This is a genomic window from Dysosmobacter segnis (genome assembly GCF_014297285.1).
Taxonomy (GTDB): Bacteria; Bacillota; Clostridia; order Oscillospirales; family Oscillospiraceae; genus Oscillibacter; species Oscillibacter segnis.
Genome location: NZ_JACOQI010000011.1, coordinates 44364 through 62596 on the forward strand (window position 1 = coordinate 44364; position 18233 = coordinate 62596).

The 18233-nt window shown below is 58.3% G+C and carries 17 protein-coding genes; 7 read left to right on the forward strand and 10 right to left on the reverse strand.

Going from position 1 to position 18233, the window contains the following annotated elements; genetic code table 11:
• The first annotated feature begins 86 nt into the window (after window positions 1-86).
• The 3 genes from H8Z83_RS11630 to H8Z83_RS11640 are packed head-to-tail and all read left to right on the forward strand — an operon-like array spanning window position 87 to window position 2003.
• Window positions 87-212: a CD1871A family CXXC motif-containing protein gene (locus H8Z83_RS11630; RefSeq protein WP_302643998.1), complete on the forward strand. Its 126-nt coding sequence runs from the start codon at window positions 87-89 to the stop codon at window positions 210-212.
• Entirely contained in the window at window positions 205-1116 is a 912-nt protein-coding gene (locus H8Z83_RS11635) for a 4Fe-4S binding protein (RefSeq protein ID WP_187015190.1), read from the forward strand. The genes H8Z83_RS11630 and H8Z83_RS11635 overlap by 8 nt, the downstream gene beginning before the upstream one ends.
• Window positions 1113-2003 carry a TlpA disulfide reductase family protein gene (locus H8Z83_RS11640; RefSeq protein ID WP_187015191.1) on the forward strand — a complete coding sequence of 297 codons (891 nt, stop codon included), beginning with the start codon at window positions 1113-1115 and terminating at the stop codon, window positions 2001-2003. The genes H8Z83_RS11635 and H8Z83_RS11640 overlap by 4 nt, the downstream gene beginning before the upstream one ends.
• 68 nt (window positions 2004-2071) lie before the next feature.
• Here the strand turns inward: H8Z83_RS11640 and phnE are convergent, their stop codons facing one another.
• The 5 genes from phnE to H8Z83_RS11665 all read right to left on the reverse strand — a co-directional run bounded on the left by phnE (window position 2072) and on the right by H8Z83_RS11665 (window position 7727).
• Entirely contained in the window at window positions 2072-3598 is a 1527-nt protein-coding gene (gene phnE / locus H8Z83_RS11645; RefSeq protein ID WP_187015192.1) for a phosphonate ABC transporter, permease protein PhnE, read from the reverse strand.
• Window positions 3595-4347 carry a phosphonate ABC transporter ATP-binding protein gene (locus H8Z83_RS11650; RefSeq protein WP_187015193.1) on the reverse strand — a complete coding sequence of 251 codons (753 nt, stop codon included), beginning with the start codon at window positions 4345-4347 and terminating at the stop codon, window positions 3595-3597. The genes phnE and H8Z83_RS11650 overlap by 4 nt, the downstream gene beginning before the upstream one ends.
• 64 nt (window positions 4348-4411) lie before the next feature.
• Window positions 4412-5476 carry a phosphate/phosphite/phosphonate ABC transporter substrate-binding protein gene (locus tag H8Z83_RS11655; protein ID WP_187015194.1) on the reverse strand — a complete coding sequence of 355 codons (1065 nt, stop codon included), beginning with the start codon at window positions 5474-5476 and terminating at the stop codon, window positions 4412-4414.
• A 456-nt stretch (window positions 5477-5932) separates the two neighbouring features.
• Complete coding sequence (locus H8Z83_RS11660; protein WP_187015195.1) at window positions 5933-6655, reverse strand: PHP domain-containing protein; 723 nt, start codon at window positions 6653-6655, stop codon at window positions 5933-5935.
• Between the two features lie 55 nt (window positions 6656-6710).
• Window positions 6711-7727, reverse strand: coding sequence for a LacI family DNA-binding transcriptional regulator (locus tag H8Z83_RS11665; RefSeq protein ID WP_187015196.1), 1017 nt, complete (start codon window positions 7725-7727; stop codon window positions 6711-6713).
• A 338-nt stretch (window positions 7728-8065) separates the two neighbouring features.
• Between H8Z83_RS11665 and H8Z83_RS11670 the strand changes: the two genes are divergently transcribed.
• From H8Z83_RS11670 to H8Z83_RS11685, 4 genes are all read left to right on the forward strand, one after another.
• Complete coding sequence (locus tag H8Z83_RS11670; protein ID WP_187015197.1) at window positions 8066-8800, forward strand: HAD family hydrolase; 735 nt, start codon at window positions 8066-8068, stop codon at window positions 8798-8800.
• A gap of 10 nt (window positions 8801-8810) precedes the next feature.
• Window positions 8811-9533, forward strand: coding sequence for an HAD family hydrolase (locus tag H8Z83_RS11675; RefSeq protein WP_187015198.1), 723 nt, complete (start codon window positions 8811-8813; stop codon window positions 9531-9533).
• Window positions 9534-9576: 43 nt separating this feature from the next.
• The gene (locus H8Z83_RS11680; protein WP_187015199.1) at window positions 9577-10353 is read left to right on the forward strand and encodes an HAD family hydrolase; all 777 of its coding nucleotides are present in this window, start codon (window positions 9577-9579) and stop codon (window positions 10351-10353) included.
• An 86-nt stretch (window positions 10354-10439) separates the two neighbouring features.
• On the forward strand, window positions 10440-12008 hold the full coding sequence (locus tag H8Z83_RS11685; RefSeq protein ID WP_187015200.1) for an alkaline phosphatase family protein: 1569 nt from the start codon (window positions 10440-10442) through the stop codon (window positions 12006-12008).
• 249 nt (window positions 12009-12257) lie between these two features.
• Here the strand turns inward: H8Z83_RS11685 and H8Z83_RS11690 are convergent, their stop codons facing one another.
• The 5 genes from H8Z83_RS11690 to H8Z83_RS11710 all read right to left on the reverse strand — a co-directional run bounded on the left by H8Z83_RS11690 (window position 12258) and on the right by H8Z83_RS11710 (window position 17993).
• Window positions 12258-13004: an HAD family hydrolase gene (locus H8Z83_RS11690; RefSeq protein ID WP_187015201.1), complete on the reverse strand. Its 747-nt coding sequence runs from the start codon at window positions 13002-13004 to the stop codon at window positions 12258-12260.
• Between the two features lie 49 nt (window positions 13005-13053).
• Window positions 13054-13560, reverse strand: coding sequence for a hypothetical protein (locus tag H8Z83_RS11695; protein WP_187015202.1), 507 nt, complete (start codon window positions 13558-13560; stop codon window positions 13054-13056).
• A gap of 78 nt (window positions 13561-13638) precedes the next feature.
• On the reverse strand, window positions 13639-14937 hold the full coding sequence (locus H8Z83_RS11700; RefSeq protein ID WP_187015203.1) for a type 2 periplasmic-binding domain-containing protein: 1299 nt from the start codon (window positions 14935-14937) through the stop codon (window positions 13639-13641).
• 73 nt (window positions 14938-15010) lie between these two features.
• Window positions 15011-16132, reverse strand: coding sequence for an ABC transporter ATP-binding protein (locus tag H8Z83_RS11705; protein WP_187015204.1), 1122 nt, complete (start codon window positions 16130-16132; stop codon window positions 15011-15013).
• Window positions 16133-16169: 37 nt separating this feature from the next.
• Window positions 16170-17993, reverse strand: coding sequence for an ABC transporter permease (locus tag H8Z83_RS11710; protein WP_187015205.1), 1824 nt, complete (start codon window positions 17991-17993; stop codon window positions 16170-16172).
• Window positions 17994-18233: the final 240 nt, after the last annotated feature.

Here is an 18233-nt window from a genome sequence, read left to right on the forward strand (position 1 = left end):
TGTTCTTAACGAAAATCTTACATCTCCTGTGGTACAATAAGGCAGCAATGAAGGGAGTGAGCAAATTGCCGCAATCGAAAAAGACGATGGCACAGGTCGGTTTGCTGTTGGCCGGGGCTGCCATGGTGTGCGTCGGCGTACTGCGGGGCGAAACGGCCACGGTGCTGAGCAAGGCCATTAAAGTATGTCTGGAGTGTGTGGGTATTGGATAAAAAGCATCAAACAATTTCCCATCTCCTTGCCCGCTGGCGGGGATGGATCCAGGCGGGGGCGGCACTGCTGACCAATCTTCACCTGCCGAACTTCTTTAAGGGAAGTCTTTATCAGGGGGCGGGAAAAACCGTCTGCGTGCCGGGGCTGAACTGCTATTCCTGTCCCGCGGCGTCCGGGGCCTGTCCTATCGGGGCGTTTCAGGCGGTGGTGGGCTCATCGAAGTTCCGTTTCTCCTATTATATCACAGGCTTTCTCATCCTGTTAGGGGTTTTGCTGGGACGCTTCATCTGCGGCTTTCTCTGCCCCTTCGGATGGTTTCAGGAGCTGCTGCATAAAATCCCCACGAAAAAGCTCTCCACAAAGAAACTGAAGCCCCTGACCTATCTCAAATACGCCGTTTTGCTGGTGATGGTCGTTTTACTGCCGGCGTTTTTGGTGAACGACGTGGGTATGGGGGACCCCTTTTTCTGCAAGTACCTCTGTCCGCAGGGCGTGCTGGAGGGGGCGATCCCGCTGTCCCTTGCCAATTCCGGCATCCGGGCAGCGCTGGGCAAGCTGTTTACATGGAAGCTCGGCATTTTACTGGCGGTGGTTGCGCTGAGTGTGGTGTTCTACCGGCCGTTTTGCAAATGGCTCTGCCCGCTGGGGGCGTTCTACGCCCTGTTCAACAGAGTGTCCCTATTCCAGATGAAGGTGGACGAAAATAAGTGCGTTTCCTGCGGGAAATGCGCCAGAGCCTGCAAGATGGATGTGGACGTGACGAAAACGCCCAACCATACCGAGTGTATCCGCTGCGGGATGTGCGTCAGCGCTTGTCCCACCGGGGCCGTGAGCTTCCGCTATGGCTTTGGAGACGGAAAACAAAATATCAACATTGAAGAAAACACGGAGGAATCAACATGAAGATGAAGAAATTGACCGCGCTGCTGCTGGCAACGCTGATGGTGCTGTCCCTGGCCGCCTGCGGCGCGAAGGGTGACAGCAAGACCGAAAACAGCGGCGACACGGCCCAGACGGAGGAGGCCGCCGCCACCCACAAGTCCCTGATGGATCGGGAGAATGAGATCCTGTCGGAGAACACGGAGCTTTGGGAAAAGGTCTTTCTGGCGGCGGACAAGGGCATGGCCATGATCGAGGACGGCAAGAATTACGGCGATTTCCTGCTGGACACCATCGAATCCGCCAAGGACCAGTTCAGCGATGAGGAATACGCGCTGCTGAAGAAGTCCGCGCAGGAGATCAGCGAGATCGAGAATAAGCTGACCGAGCTGGAAAAGCAGCATCCCGAAATTCTGAATGAGGAGACCGACGCCAACGGCGATGTGCAGAAGTTCCCCTCCTTTGAGGGCAAGGATCTGGACGGCAACGAGGTCAAGAGCGACGAGCTGTTCTCCGCCAACGCCGTCACCGTGGTGAATTTCTGGTTTACCACCTGCAGCCCCTGCGTGGGTGAGCTTGGCGAGCTGGACGCGCTGAACAAGGAGCTGGCGGACAAGGGCGGCGCGCTCATCGGCGTCAACGCCTTTACGCTGGACGGCGACGAGACGGCCATCGCCGACGCGAAGGACGTGTTGGCCAAGAAGGGCGCCACCTATCAGAACGTGTATTTCGATTCCAGCAGCCCGGCGGGAGCCTTTACCGCCAACATCTTCGCCTTCCCCACCACCTATGTAGTGGATCGGAACGGCAACATCGTGGGTGAGCCCATCGTAGGTGCCATCACCGAGAAGAATCAGGCGGAGACGCTGCAATCCCTCATCGATCAGGCCATCGCCGCCGACGCGGGCTGAGAAAAGTCCAAATGACATTCGCTTGTACCCCAAAAAGAGCTGACTGCAATGCAGTCAGCTCTTTTATATTACCGGCGGAGGGAGGTGGAGAGGCGGTCAATGCGCCAGACCAGCAGAATCAGTCCAAGGGCGATGGCCCCGGCCTCGCTCCATTTGTAGTGGTTCATGGCGAAGATCAAAGGCGCGCCGATGCCGCCCGCGCCCACCAGTCCCAGAACCGACGCTTCCCGGATGTTCACGTCGAAGCGGTACAGCACCGCCGAGGCCAACGCCGGGAGCAGCTGGGGGAGCACGGCGTACCGGATGCGGAGCAGGAGGGGGACGCCCATGGCCTCTAAGGCGTGATAAGCCCGAAAGTCCAGCGCTTCAATGGCCTCCGTGAACCGTTTGCTCAAAAGACCAACGCTGCAAACGCCCAGAGTGAGCACGCCGGTAAAGGGGCCGGGACCGGCCACCCGAATAAAGATCAGACCGTAGATCAGGAAAGGAACAGAGCGGATCGCCATGATGACCACCCGGAACAGCAGTGCCGGGAGCTTTGGCATCAGGCAGGGGGTAGAGAGGAAAGACAGGGGCACTGCGATAACTGTTCCGGCGCAGGTGCCCACCAGAGCGATGCACACGGTCTCCAGCAGCAGGTACCCCAAGCCACTGGTATCCGTCTCAAAGAAGAAAGCCCAGTCGGGGTGGAACAGGCCGGAAATCATGGCCTGCACCGCCCGGGGGCTGATATGGGAGAAGTCCGGGGGCTGGAGAGACAGCGTACAGACCAAAGCCAGCAGAACGGCAGCGCCGGTGAGGAGCCGCTTCCCAAGGGGAGACAGGCTCCGTTCCTCCCGGATGATCTGGGACAGCAGGCCGCTGATCCCCTCGATGACGCAGACGGTGAGGAACAGGAAAAACAGGATCATGCCCACCTTGCCGTATTCCAGCCATGAAATTTTTTCGTTCAGCAGCAGACCGATGCCTCCGGCCCCTACATAGCCCAGAATGGAACTGTGGCGCACGTTGGTCTCCAACAGGTACAGGACATTGGAGAAATAGGATGGGGCGATCCCCGGCACAACGGCCCGCCAGTAGACTTTGGCAGGCACCGCGCCCATGGCGCACAGAGCGTGGTAGGGGGCCAGTTCCGCCGATTCGATGTCCTCATAGGTCAGCCGGGTCAAAATGGCAAAGGTGTAGACCGTAATGGCCACGGTACCGGAGAAGGTGCCCAAGCCAAACAAGAACGTAGCCAGCAGCGCTAAAATCAGCGTAGGGAAGGAGCGGAGCACCTGCACCAGCAGCCGCAGCGTCCACCGGAGCGGCTTGGGGGCATGGAGATTTTCTGCGCACAGGGGGGCCAGCAGCAGCGCCAGAAACGATCCCAGCGCCGTGCCGGTGACGGACATCTGCACCGTAGCCAGCAGCGGGGACAGGATTCGGGGGGCATACCCCCAATCCGGCGGGAGCATGGCGGAGATCAGGTCCGTCAGATGGCTCCGCCGCGCCCAGAACAGGGCGAGGGAGCAGTTGGTGAACCGCGCCGCAGCCAGCAGCAGAAGGAAAAGTGCCAGCGTCCGCAGCCAGCGCTTTCCGGAGGAACGGGTCATGGCTGATCCTCCTGACGGTGGTAGACGGCGGCGAGGATCTCCTTCGCCGGGGTGTCCGCCGGGGCGTCCAGCACCACGGTTCCTTGGTTCAGGCCGATGAGACGGCTGGAAAATTCTTGTGACAGCTCCAGATTGTGGCTGTTCATGAGAACGGTCAGCTTTTGATCCTGCTGAATGTCCCGGAGCAATTCTAAAATCTGCCGTCCGGTGACGGGGTCCAAGGACGCTACCGGCTCGTCCGCCAGCAGCAGCGCGGGATGCCGCATCAGCGCCCGGGCGATGGCTACCCGCTGCTTTTGACCGCCGGAGAGGTTCTTCACCGGCTCGTGGACCTTGTCGGCAAGGCCCACCCGCTCCAGCAGGGCGTCCGCCTCGGCGACGCGCTCCTTTCCGAAAAAGCCGCAGACCGCCGGGAGGAACGCCATGTCCGGCAGACAGGCGTTCAACACGTTCTGGCGGCAGGTGGCATTTTCCACCAGTGCGAAATCCTGATAGATGGTGCCGATGGTGGTCTGAATGGCCCGGCGGGTCCTGCGGTCGGCAGACTCAAAGTGAACGCCGTTTACCAGAATGGCACCGCCGTCACAGCGGAGAGAACCGTTGAGGATGCGGAACAGGGTGGTTTTGCCCGCACCGGAGGGACCGATCACAGATACAAAATCCCCCTGACTGACGGAAAAGCTGGCGTCGGTCAGGGCGAGGGTGCGGTTTTGAAATTCTTTACGGACATGTTGGACTTCCAGCAGCATAAATAGCCTTTCAGCCCCGCGGCTCCTGAGAAGCCGCGGGGCAAGTGTTTTTTAAAGGGGGGACTTAGCCTTCCAGAGACTTCAGCAGCTCCTGCGCGGCCCGCTCGCCGTCATAATCGGAATCCTGACCCCAGGTGTAGCCCACCTGACTGAACACACTGATGATCTCCCGGCCCTCGTCGGTGTCGGCGATCTCGATGAAGCTTTCGCCCAGCGCCTTGCGGAAATCCTCATCCGCCATGGTATCGGAGTTCTTGCTGTAAGCGATCATATCGTTGTAGATGCCCTCGGTGACGCCGATAACGCCGGTCTGCTCCACCATGGGAGCGGTGCCGCCCAGCTCGCTCTCCCACTTGGGGGCGTTCTTGATGCGGATGTGGCCGAAGGAAACCATCACGTCCACCTGACCGGCGGCCAGACGGGCCACGGAAGTGGTGTGAGAGTCAGACTGGACCACGTGCTCCAGATCGCTGATGCCCTTGCCGTAGTGATCCTGGAGCCACAGGCAGGGATAGATGTAGCCGGAGGCGGAGGTGGGGCTGAGGACGGACCAGGTGGCGCTGTTGAGATCATCCCAGGTCAGTTCTTCACCGGCATTGACCTTGGCCTGCAGTTCCTGACCCTTTTCGCTGGGACCGGCCAGAATGATGCAGCGGTAATAGGTGCTCATATCCTTGGTGTTTTCCTCGATGGTGCCGTCATTCCAGTCAGCAGGGTTCTCGGAATCCTTGTTGATGGCATAGCGCAGAGCGGTGAGCAGCACATCGCAATCGTCGGAGAAGAGGACGTAGTTGCCGCCGGAGATGAAGCCGATGTCGGCGCTGCCGGCGCTGAGGGCCTCGCCCACGGCGGTGTAGCTGGTGCCCACGGTCATGTCGATGTCCTTCACGTCATAGCCCTTTTCCAGAAGCTTTGCCTGAAGCAGCTGCTCCAGAGGCTCCGTGGCGGTGGTGATCTGGTCCGCGTCGGCGTAGGGGGAGAAAGCGATCTTCAGAGAGGGGATCTCCTTCACACCGGTCTCACCGGCGCTTTCCGTGTCATTCTCCGCCGGGATCTGCTTGCCGGCGCAGCCGGTGGCGAGCCCCAGGCACAGGGCCAGGGTCAGAATACTTGCAAGAAACTTTTTCATGGGATTTACCTCCAGATTTGATTTTCTGCTCAAAGCGCAAAAAAATATGTGCCTTGCAGCACATACCGAATTTGACTTCAAGCAGATGCTGACAGCTCCCCCGGCGTCACCGGGGGAAACAGGGGCGGTCGATCCTTACTGGGATCCTCTCAACCCGGAACACGGGTTCCCTCGCAATCTGGTTTCGTCATCAATCTGAGCGCGGCGCCAAGGCGCTCCCCTTTTCACCGCATTCCGTAACCGTGGATTACCTTACCACACTCTTCCGCAAAATACAAGCGCAAATCCGCAAATAACCGACAAAAACGGGACATTGTGTTCCTATGACTGGTTTTGGGAGACAGCTTTACAAATTTGCCGCAGCTCGCCGGGGAGACAACGAACCCCGGCAGGCCATCATAAGCGTGGCGGCCTGCCGGGGATTCAAAGTCAGTCATTATTCTGATGGGAAGGCAATTACTTGCCCTGACGCATTTCCTCGTCGATATCAATGAGATCCTGGAAATCCGGGCCCCAGAGACGGAAGTTTCCAGACTCGATCATTGCCTTATATTGGAAGGAGTCCCGGACCCGCTCCGGCAGGATGACGCCCGCACGGGCCTCATCACCGTCCTGATGGGTGTCAGATCCGGCCAGACGGAAATAGTTGGGATGGCGGCGGCACAGCTCCACGCCCCGGTCGCTGTGATTTTCGTGGCGGGGGTTGCCGTTGATGATCTCCGTGCCGTCCACAGCGTCCTCAAACACGGTGGTGTTGCCGTCCCGGTAGGGGTGGGCGTGGATGATGAGGACCTCATTGTGGAATTTCTCGTAGAATTCCCGGGCACTGGTGCAGCACATATAGGGGTTGGAGCGAAGCCAGTCCTCGTCGATGCCGTACACCAGATAGTCATTGTCATTCTGGGGGAAGCGCAGCTCGGCGCCCAAAATCACATCGAAGCCCAGCTCGTCACCCCGCTTTTTGGAGGCCTTGTAGCCGGAGAGATAGTGGTCCATGGCCTTCTGCCAGTCATGCTCCGTGTCGATGCGGGAGAGGTACTCCGGATGCAGATGGTCTGTGACCACCAGACCGGAAAAGCCGTGCTTCACATAGCGCTCCACAACGTCGGCGGCAGGCAGATGGCCGCATTTGCTGGTTTCCGCAGTATGGGTATGAGGATCGTAAAGATAACCTTGCATGGTTGGATGTTCCTTTCTACCAGGGGCGGCAGGCCGTCCCGAATTTACAGTGAGATCACTTGGAGGGATCCAGCTTCCGGCAGGTGCCCCGCTGGATCAGCGTCGGCAGCAGGATCTGGTGGACATAGCCCTGAGTGCCGTTTTCAATTTTGTCCCGGAGCATATCCACCGCCTGCACCGCCATGTCCCGCTTGGGCTGGTCAACGGTGGTCAGGTCGATGCGGGAGAGGGCCGTGGCGCTGATGTTATCGAAGCCGATGAGGCTCAGATGCCCCGGAATATCAATGCCCATTTCATCTGCCGCCGTCAGAATACCCAAGGCATTGGAGTCCGTGGCGGCAAAGACTGCGGTGCAGTCCAGAGGCTTCCGGAACAGCTCCTTGGCCAGCTGATATCCGCCCTGAATGGAAGAGCGGGAATATTCGCTGTTGAAAAAATGAGGCGTGAGGTCAAATTCATGACAGGCCTTCATATATCCGTCCGCTCGGAGCTGATGAGTCGTGGAACCGGGACGCTGGCCGAAATAGAGAATGTCCTGGTGGCCCAGCTCATAGAGGTATTGGGTACCCAGATAGGTGCCCCGGCTGTTGTCAACGGCCACATAGCTCTGGGGCTGGCTCCGCAGGTTTTCACTGAGGAACACCGTGGGGACCTGGTCCAGATAAGACTTGAGGTTATCGTAGGATTTAGAGCTCTGAGGGACGATGAGGATCCCGTCCACCTGCCGGCCCAGCAGCAGCTTGAACACGGTCTTTTCCTGCTTCAGGTCCGGACCGGAATCACAGAGCATGATATTATAACCGTGGGCACGGGCGCTGACTTCCGCGTGGTAGGCAAGCTCCGACATGAACTGGTTGTCCACAGAGGGGACCACAAGTCCGATGAGGTTGGTGCGCTTGGTCACCATGGACCTGGCCACAAAGTTGGTGGTGTAGCCCATCTCATCGCACAGCTTCAGAACCCGTTCCCGGGTCTCGCTGCCGATCTGGGAGCTGCCGGAAAGGGCACGGGATACGGTAGCATAGGAGACGCCTGCTGCTTTGGCGACATCCTTTAATGTTACATTTTTCATAAAGTTGACTCCCTTGCGAAGGTTGTGTTTGTGCAAACGTTTCCGACTTTTTAGGAAAATTGGCAGAAAAAACTGCCAAGGTACTTCAGACGAATCAAGAATAGCCGATTTTTGATCTTCTGTCAATATCAACCTAAATTTTTAAGGCATTTTGGACAATCCAGCAAAAAAAGTGTCTGAGCTTTGACATTTGGGATATTGACAAAAAGGGGCGAACTCCTATAAAATAAAAACAGAAATCGCAAACGTTTGCGATTCTCGGGGGCGTCACACCTCCGAGGATCGCCGTGCTTTCCCGCAGTTGGGCCGCGACCCTGAATTTCAAAGGAGGAACTGCCATGACCGCCAATATCCAAACCATTTTCTTCGATGTAGGAAACACCCTGCGCATTGTCCTGCCGGATCAGGAGTTTATTGACCGGGCGGAAGCCGGTCTCATGGAACTGATCGGCACCACGGAGAGCCACGACGCCCTGTTTGCCAAGCTGGAGGAGCGCTGGAAGGCATACCGCAAGCAGTCCAAGACCACCCTGCTGGATGCTTCCGAGGGAGAACTGTGGACCCAGTACATGCTGCCGGAATATGATCCGAATATGATTTTTGCCAACGCCCCCAAGCTGACCCGCCTGTGGCGCGACCATGACGGCCGCCGGGTGGCCCGGCCGGACGCCGTAGCCACCATCAAGGAGCTGCACCGCCGGGGCTATACCCTTGGCATCATCGCCAACACCGTGACGGAGACGGAGATCCCCGATTGGATGGCCGCTGACGGCGTGGCCCAGTGCTTCAAAACCACGATCCTCTCCTCCAAGGTGCGCCTGCGCAAGCCGGACCCGGACATCTATCACCTGGCCTGCCGCTGCATCGGCACGCCGGAAGCCAACTGCGCCTATGTGGGCGATAACCCGGTGCGGGACGTGGAGGGCACTCAGGCTGCCGGCTTCGGTATGATGATCCGGATCGATGAGCCGGATACGCTGAACAAGGAAAAGGCCACCGGCAAGGAGTTTACCCCGGATCATGTCATCACCAGCCTTTCTGAATTGCTGGACATCTTCCCTGAGCGGGCTTAAAGGAGGACCTATGGAAAAACAGTATAAAGCCGTCTTTTTCGACTTGGGCGGCACTCTGCGCATTGCTTTCCTGGAGGAGGCCTATATGCGCCACGCCCGTCGGAAAATGGCGGAGATCGCAGGCACGGATATGCCTTATGAGGAATTCTATCAGATGATCGAGGAGCGCTACGAGCCGTACCGCAAGTGGGCTTTGGGCGAGTTCAAGGAATCCGGAGATGAAGAACTGTGGTGCAAATGGCTGCTGCCGGACTATGACCCGGCCCGGATCCGTCAGGTGTGCCATGAGCTGAGCTTCCAGTACCGGCAGTGCAAGGGGCGCCGCGAGGTGGTAGACGGCGGCGTGGAGGTCATCAAGGGCCTGCATGAGCGCGGCTACAAGCTGGGGATCATCTCCAACCTCATCGGTGAGAACGAGGTGCCCGACTGGCTGGAGGAGGACGGTCTGGATTCCTATTTTGACACAGTGATCCTCTCCTCCGTGTGCCACATGCGCAAGCCCTGCTCTGAGATCTACGATCTGGCCTGCCAGCAGATCGGCGTGAAGCCGGAGGAGTGCGTGTCCGTTGCGGACAACATCAAGCGCGACATTGCCGGGGCCAAGAAGGCCGGTATCGGCTGCAATATTATTTTCCGGTCTCCGGAGAAGAAGCATCCCGTGGAATTTACGGAGGAAAACCGCCCGGACTATGTCATTGAAGATTTCCGGGAGATCCTGAACATTCTGCCCTGATGCGTTCCGGGCCAGCGGCCCGGTGAAAAGGAGGAAGCAAGCCATGAATACGGACATCCGTTATATTTTTCTGGATCTGGGCGGTACCTTCCGGGTCATTGACAAGGACCCGGCTTATCTGGCTACCGCCCGGGCGAAAATCGCAGAGCTGTGCGGCGTGAAGACGGAAGATCCTACCCGGTGGTTCGAGGATGTGATCGACAAGCGGTACGATGTATACCGGGAATGGGCCCTGAAATATATGTGCGAGGCCCCGGAAGAGGTGCTGTGGCGGCGCTGGCTGGCCTATGACTGTGATCCGGAGCTGATCCGGCGCAATGCCTCGGAGCTTTGCTACCAGTACCGGCAGACCAAGGGCCGCCGCACGGTGGTAGAGGGCGGCGCAGATACAGTGAAGGAGCTGTGCCGCCGGGGCTACACTCTGGGCATCATCTCGGATCTGGTGGGCAGACGGGAAGTGGACGAGTGGCTGGATCAGGATGGCCTGCGCCCCTATTTCCAGACAGTCCAGCAGTCCTCGGTCACCTATATCCGCAAGCCCGGCCCCGCGATCTACTATTACGCCATGGAGGAAGTGGGAGCCGAACCGGAAAACTGCTGCTATGTGGGCGACAATCTGAACCGGGACATCATCGGCGCCAAGGCCGTCGATTTCGGTATGACCGTCACGGTGCAGTACCAGAAGGATAAGCCCCTGAAGCTGACGGCGGAAAACCGCCCGGATGCCAAGGTCTATCGGTTCCCGGACCTGCTGGATATTTTCCCCAAGCGGGGGCAGGTGGCCGTGGAAAAGCTGATCCCGCCGGAGGATGGACAATAAGTTCGCCCCGGTCGGATAAAAAAATGCGCAGTGGCGCGGGAAAGAACCGTTTCACGCACCGCTCGACTCATAAGGAGGTACTTTTTATGTCTGAATCCAAGCGCGGCGGCGCACAACTGGCGCGGGCCGTGGAAAAAGCGTATCAGGCGGGGCAGGATGACTACCATCTGGAACCCATGGTCCTGGTGGAGAACGGCAAGCCTGTAGGCAAGATCGGAGATGGCGATGCCGCCGTGTTCTGTTGCCGCCGCGGTGAGCGGGAGATCGAGCTGACGGAGCTGTTCACCGATCCGGACTTCAACAAGGTGCAGCGGAACCAGCTGAAGGATCTGGATTTCGTCATCATGACCATGTATCATGACAAATTCAAGGATCTGCCCATCGCCTTTGCGCCGTCTCATGTGGTGAAGCCTCTGGCTCAGGTCCTCAGCGAGGCGGGGAAGAATCAGTTCCACTGCGCGGAGAGCGAGAAGTATGCCCATGTGACCTTTTTCTTCAACGGCGGCGAGAACGCGCCCTTCCCCGGCGAGGATGACGTGTGCGTGCCGTCCCCCAAGGGCATTGACTTTGACCAGCAGCCGGAGCTGAGCCTGCCTGCCGTGGCTGATCAGGTCATGGGTGCTTTGGGTAAATACGATTTCGTGGTGACCAACTTCGCCAACGGCGACGTGATCGGCCACACCCTGAATACCGCCGCCAAGCTGGAAGCCTGCAAGCATGTCAGCCACTATCTGGATGTGGTGGTCCATGACGCGCTGGCCAAGGGCTATGTGGTGGCCGTCACCGCGGATCACGGCAACATTGAAAAGCTGTACACCGCCGCAGGCAAGCCCGACGGCGCCCACACCACCAATCTGGTGCCTTTCATTCTGATGGACCCCGCCCACAGCGGCCCCATTGCCCTGCGGGACGGCTGTCTGGGTGACGTGGCGCCTACGGTGCTGAACGTCATGGGCATCCCCCAGCCTGCGGAGATGACCGGCAAATCTCTGGCGGAGGGACACGATTTCGGCAAGGACCGGAAGATGCTGCTCATCATCTGCGATGGTTGGGGTCTCGGCTCCGGCGATGACGGCGACGCGATCCATCTGGCGGATACCCCCTACTGGGATTCCCTGCTGGCGGAGCAGTCCTGGAGCAAACTCCACGCCTCCGGCGAGCATGTTGGCCTGGGAAGCGGAAAGGCCGGCAACTCCGAGGCAGGCCACTCCAATCTGGGCGCAGGCCGCTGCGTCATGCAGGATGACGTCCGTCTGGACGCCGCTGTGAAGGACGGCAGCTTCAAGAAGAATCCCATCTTCTTACAGGCCATCGAACACGCCAAAAAGAACGGCACGGCGCTGCATCTGCTGGCATATCTCACTTATAAATCCTCTCACGGCTGCATCGACTACCCGTTGGCCATCTGCGAAATGGCCCGGGATGCCGGACTGGATCAGGTATTCTTCCACATCATCTTTGACGGCCGCTCCACGGAACCCGGCTCCGCACCCAAGCTGCTGGCAGAGCTGGACGAAAAGCTGGATGCCATCGGCGTGGGCCGCATTGTGGATGGTGTGGGCCGCGGCGTGGCGCTAGACCGGGACAAGAACTATGACAAGGTGAAACGGGCCTATGACGCCATGGTGGACGGCGCAGGTACCCGGTATGAGTAAGCCTCCGGCATAAACCGCCCCCCAAAAAAAGAAAACCAAGAGAATGTTAAAAATCCCGCAGAGAGCAAATACTCTCTGCGGGATTTTTGCACGGGAAAAGTGCGAAAAAGCAACAAATCACGGAACAGACATCGAAAACGGGAATATTTGCGTTGGCGGACTGCTGATCTGCACCCCGACTGAAAGCCGCAAAAAGTGCCCGGACCGCCACAGCGGTCCGGGCCTTCTTGTCATACATCAAAACAGGGATCAGCGGGCGTCCTTCAGAATCGTGTAGACCTCATAAATGTCCTTCACGCTGTAAGTGGGCTTCACGTCCGCGGGAACATTGGTGTCCTTCAGCTTGGTGAGGTAGGAGTCGATGTGGAAGGTGGCGCCGAAGCCCATGCGGATGGGGCCGATGACGTCCCGGGAGAGGGTATCGCCCACATAGGCACAGCTGGCGGGGTCAGACTGGACCTGATGGAGGGAGACCAGAAAAATGTTGGGGTCTGGCTTGCGATATCCGGTGACGGAAGAAAGCGTCACATCCTGGAAGTAGTCCCGGATGCCGTAGTCTTTCAGAACGTCAAACACCTGATAGAGACTGGCTGTGTTGCTGATGACGCCCAGCTTCATACCCAGCCCCTTCAGCCCTTCCAGCATTTCCTTCACGTGGGGGCGGAGAGTACGGTGATAGTGGGTGATCTCCCACATGTGGGCCAGCTCCTCGGCGTAGGGACGCACAGAATCTTCATTCAGGCCGAAATCCGTCAAAACGAAGCTGCCCCAGATCTCCTCCGGCTTCAGCTCCCGCTGCCGGGGGTCCCGGTAAGCGCCGTAACGTTCCCAGCCGGCATTGATGCTCTGAGCCGTAGTTTCAAAGTCCATGTTCAGATCGATGCCGTGAGCGCGTAGAATATCCAGCACGCCCTGAATGGAAGAATGGCGGCTTTCATCGTCAACCCAGATGTCCTCCAGAGTGCCACCCATATCGAACAATACAGTATCTATCATAGTTTCACAGCCTTTTTTTAAAGTTGCATACATGGGAAAAAACGGTTATTCAGAGAGAGTTTCTGCGGCGAAGCAGCCACCAGGAGCTTCCAAAACCCATCAGCAGCGGCACAGGGACCATCATACCGAAGAGCTGGAGAAACAGGACCGACGCGCCGTGATCGCCCCGCAGCAGGAGCAGCATGGTCACCAGACTGGCGAGGGCCAGCAGCAAGAGCCAGCCGTATGCAGCCAGAACAGTCTGAGGGTGGCAGATCAGGTGGGTCAGCGCGCAGATTGCTGTCCCGATCAGGGCGGGGAGCAGCGCGCTGACCAGATTTTCTACCGCCCGGGGCGCAAGGGCAAGCCATGCGTGAATGGGATCGGTCAGCAGAAAGAAGGCCGCGCCGTAAACTGCCAGAAAGAGGATGGACAGGCAGAAGGAATTCAGCAGCAGCGTGCTTTTTACATGGCCGTTTTCCGTCAGCCGGAAGGCATCCCAAAAGGATTCCACCCGTCTGGCCTGTTCTTTTTCCCGTTCTGCCCGGCGCAGTTCTTTTTCAAAATCCTGGTTCATGTTATCTCCTATCTGAATGATTCAAAAGGCCCGGGCAGCGGCGGTTGCCGCCGCCCGGGAAAATCGCGGTGCTTGAATTTACTTCATCTTGGGGTTCTTGGACAGCCAGTAAGTCCACATATCCTGCACGTCGGGATAGATGTAATAGATGGCGCTGAGGTCGTTGGCGCGGGCGCCCAGTTCGCTGAGCTTTGCGGGGTTCTTCTTGTCCTCCACGTCGTCGCGGACGGGCCAGTTGCCTTCCTTCTTGAAGGGCTTCATACCTTCGCTCTGGCCGTCGGCACCGCCGGTGATGTAGCGGACGAACAGACGGGCGCCGGCGGGGCTGTTGGTGCCCTTGGCGATGAACAGGGACTCCAGATTCAGCAGGGCGGTGTAAGGCTCCAGATTCAGGCACCAGGCGATGTTGTAGCCGGATTCGTCACGGTTGCCGATCTTGCCGGCGGAGGCCAGGCACAGGGCGGGTTCGTCGGCGGTGGAGTTGTGGACGGCCAGCACCAGCTCATCACCGTCACCGATGAAGGTCATCTCGGCCTGAGAGAAGCGCCACAGGTACTCCACGCCGGCGTTCTTCTCGGGAACTTCAAAGTTGAAATCGGAGGCATCGTAGGTGTATTCCAGATCCTTGCCGTAGGTGTCCTTATAGGACTGCGCCATCTCGTCGGCGTTGTTGATGAAGCTGGCAAACAGGGACAGGTACGCGGACTCCTGACCGATCTCCTTGGTGAACAGGTGGTACTTCTGGGTGCCGTCGTCCTTCTTCTCAATGATCTCCCACCAGCTGTGGATGGGCTGTCCATCGGGGAAGGCGGCGGTGTTGTAGAACCACATGGACTGGGAGGCGTACAGAGGATAGCCATATTTCAGGTTTTCCTCGTCGATGTGAGAGCAGATGTCCTTGGGGAAATAAGGCTCCAGAATGTCCTGATTGTACCACTCGTGGAACACGTTGCCGTTGACATCCTTGGTCTGGAGCACGTCGGCGGTGATGTTGCCGGTGTCGTGCTCGATTTTGGCCTTGGAGAGCACCTCGTCGTTGTCCAGATCGAATACCACCAGATCAAGGCCGGGGTAGGTTTCCTCAAAGCTCTCCTCCACCTTCATCATCTTGGAGGAGGTGGCGTAGACGTTGATGGTGGTGTCCTCCGTCAGGGCTTCTTCATAAAGCTCGTCGTCGGTCTTTTCGCTCCAGTCGTCATAGTAGGGGCCGTAATAATTTTCACCGGTGTTAAGGTCATAGCCAAGGTGCAGGTCGCTGGCGGCAGCTTCGCTGCCGGACTGGGAATCGTCGGAGGGCTGGTCGGTGCTCTTGCCGCCGCAGGCGGCCAGACTCAGCACCATGGAAAGCGCGAGAAGCAGTGCAGAAAACTTCTTCATATTCATCGGGACTCCTTTCATATTTTGACCGCGCCGCAGACACGGCCGAGTGGGGGACCTATCAAAACACGGCTTATACCGCACGTTTGATCAACCGAGTGGTTTCCTTGTTGTAGATGTTGATCTTATCCTGATCGATAATGGCCCAGACCTTCTGATCCAGATCGTAGCGGATCTGGCCGATGTCCTTGGCCAGGAACTCGTCGGTGCCGGCCTTCAGGGTGGTGATGGTTTCAGAGCCGGCGGGCTGGTTGGCGTAAATGGTAACGGGAATGGCGCCCTCCACCGGCTGGGTGGAGATGGCAATCTGCTCGGGACGGATGGCCAGCACGCAGTCGAACTCGCCGCTCTTGGGGAATTCCTCACTGGTAAGGTGCTCGGCGGGGAAGGTGTGGCCGCCCAGATCGCTCTTAACCACCAGCTGGCCGTTGATAACCTCGGCCTTGCCGTCCAGCAGGTTGATGCGGGGATTGCCGATGAAGTCCGCCGCTTCCAGATCAATGGGGTTGTTGTACAGTTCCGTGGGGGTGGCCACCTGATTCAGCTCGCCGGCCTTGAACAGGGCGATCTTGGTGGACATGGTCAATGCCTCGGTCTGGTCGTGGGTCACATAGATGATGGTGGTGCCCAGTTCCTTATGGAGGCGCTGCAGCTCCGCACGCATATCAATGCGCAGCTTGGCGTCCAGGTTGGACAGCGGCTCGTCAAGCAGCAGCAGCTTGGGGCTGGAGGCTACGGCACGGGCGATGGCCACCCGCTGCTGCTGGCCGCCGGACAGCTCGGTGGGATAGCGGTCCTTGTACATGTCAATACGCATCATCCGCAGGGAGTCCATGACCCGGCGGTCGATCTCCGCCTTGCTCATCTTCTGGATCTTCAGGCCGAAGGCGATGTTGTCGTAGACCGTCATGTGGGGCCACAGGGCGTAGGACTGGAACACCAGATTCAGCCCCCGCTTGCTGGGCTCGGCGTAATAGGCGTCGTCTGCGTTGATCATCTCCACGCCGTCGATGGTCATGGTGCCGTTCTGGGGCTTTTCCAGTCCGGAAACCACACGCAGCGTGGTGGTCTTGCCGCAGCCGGAGGGCCCCAGCAGGGTCATGAAGTCGCCGTCCTCAATGGTGAGGTTGATGTCCCGCAGGACGTGGTTGCTGCCGTAAAATTTATCAATGTGCTTCAATTCAATGCGGCTCATATCATTTTTCCTTTCTGTTCTGTCACAATTCCGGGACTTACATACTCTTGTTGAGGTCTGCGCCGAAGCGGTTGGCCACGGTGTAGCACACCAGAATGAAGACCAGCACGCAGACGGATACCGCGTCGGACATCTGGTTGTAGCCCTCCTGCGAGTAGGTAAAGGCCAGATAGGACATGGTCTGGGTGGAGGGAGTCATCATGATGATGACCAGATCCAACTCCTTGGCAATGGAGATGAAGGTCAGCATGAAGCCGGAGATGAAGCCGTTTTTCGCCAGCGGCACGATGATGGAACTCATCCGCTTCCAGAAGCTGGCGCCGGCGATATCTGCCGCCTCCTCCAGCTCCACGCTGATGGAGAGCATATTGGCGGTACCGGACTTGCTGGCGAAGGGGAAGTGCTTGACCACCGAGGTCAGCACGATCAGGGTAAAGGTGCCGTACAGGGAGGGCATCAGTCCGCCGAAATGCGGCCGGGAGAACATGGAGAAATACATGGTGGAGAAAGCAATGCCGCTCATCAGGTAGGGCACGAACACCATCTGCTCCGTCAGGTCGCCGTACCACTTGCCACGGCCCCGGGAACTGATATAGCCCAGGAACTGGCCGCAGATGGCGGTGATGATGGAGCCGATGAGGGTCAGGCGGATGGTGTTCCAGAAGGCACTGAAGAACTTGGGATTCCGGAAGATGCCTTCGTAGTTGGTGTACTTGGCAATTTGGCCGGACTTGCCGATCCAGTTGTAGAGGGTCAGGTTATCCAGCCCGTAGCCGGCGCCGGTGGTGATCTGGAAGGTTTCCATAATCAGCACGAAGAAGGGCACCACCATGGCCAGGAAGAGGAATACCATCAAAAATGCCATCAGAGGCTTCTTGGCCTTGCCCAGAGGCATCAGCGTGGCGCGGCCGCCCTTGCCGCTGACGGTGGCGTAGGACTTCCGGACGCCCACGATCCGCTGGTTGGAGAAGATGATGACGGCAGCCAGCAGCACCAGCACGATGGACATGGCGTAGCCCACGGCCTGGGGACCCTGGTCGATGAAGTTGCGCATCTTGGTGGCCAGCGTATAGTAGCCGATGCGGTTGCCCAGGTTGGCGGGGACGCCGTATGTACCGATGGATTTGCTGATGGTCATGACGGTGGCAGACAGCACGGAGGGCAGGATCAGGGGCAGGGTGATGTGCCGCAGGATCTGGGCCTTGCTGGCGCCCTGGATCTCACCCATCTCCTCCAGCTCGGAGTTGATGGAGCGGAGCGCGCCGGAGACCATGATGTAGGAGAATGCGTAATAGTGCATGGACATGCACAGCACGATGGCAATGGGACCGTAGGCCAGCCAGTCGGGGATGGGGATGCCCATACCGGCCAGAAAGCCGTTGGCGCCGGAGGTGGAGTTGCGGAACATGGCCAGCCAGGCCAGCGCCTTGGTCCACGAAGGGATCATATAGGGCACGGTCACCAGCAGTCCCAGAATTTTCTTGCCGGGGATGTCTGTGCGGATCATCAGCCAGGCCAGCACGGAGCCAAGGGGGACCGATACCAGCACGGTGAAGAAGCCGCAGATAAAGGAGTTCTTCAGTGGCCCCCACAGCACGGCGCCGGACATGGTGCTGGCAAGGATGTATTTCCAGTAGTACAGGGTAAAGTCGCCCACGTGACCCTGGACCCGGCGCAGCTCGCCTTGAGCCAGCGTAAAGGTGCTGGAGATCATGGTCAGCAGAGGGATGATGATGAGGCAGAACAGGATGATGAGACTGACCAGCACCACCATGTTAAAGGGGTTTTTCAGCACATTCAGGATCAGGTTCTTTAAACGCCGCTTGGTCAGGGGTTTTCTGGGTAATCCATTTTTCGACACGATAACACCTCTTTCTGAAGTCTGCCGGGGATTGCAGGGACAGCAGATTGCTCTCTTTTCTCAGTTCTGTGCGCAGTCTGACCGGCGGTGTGCCGTCCTCCGGTCGCAAACGTTTGCACTTCCTTGCTACCATTATAAAGAATTCTTAACGGAATTGTCAAGGAGGATTATGGCTATTTTCCCATGATTTTTTTATTCAATTTCACGTACACTGTGTAAAGTGCACAAATAAAAAGGCCG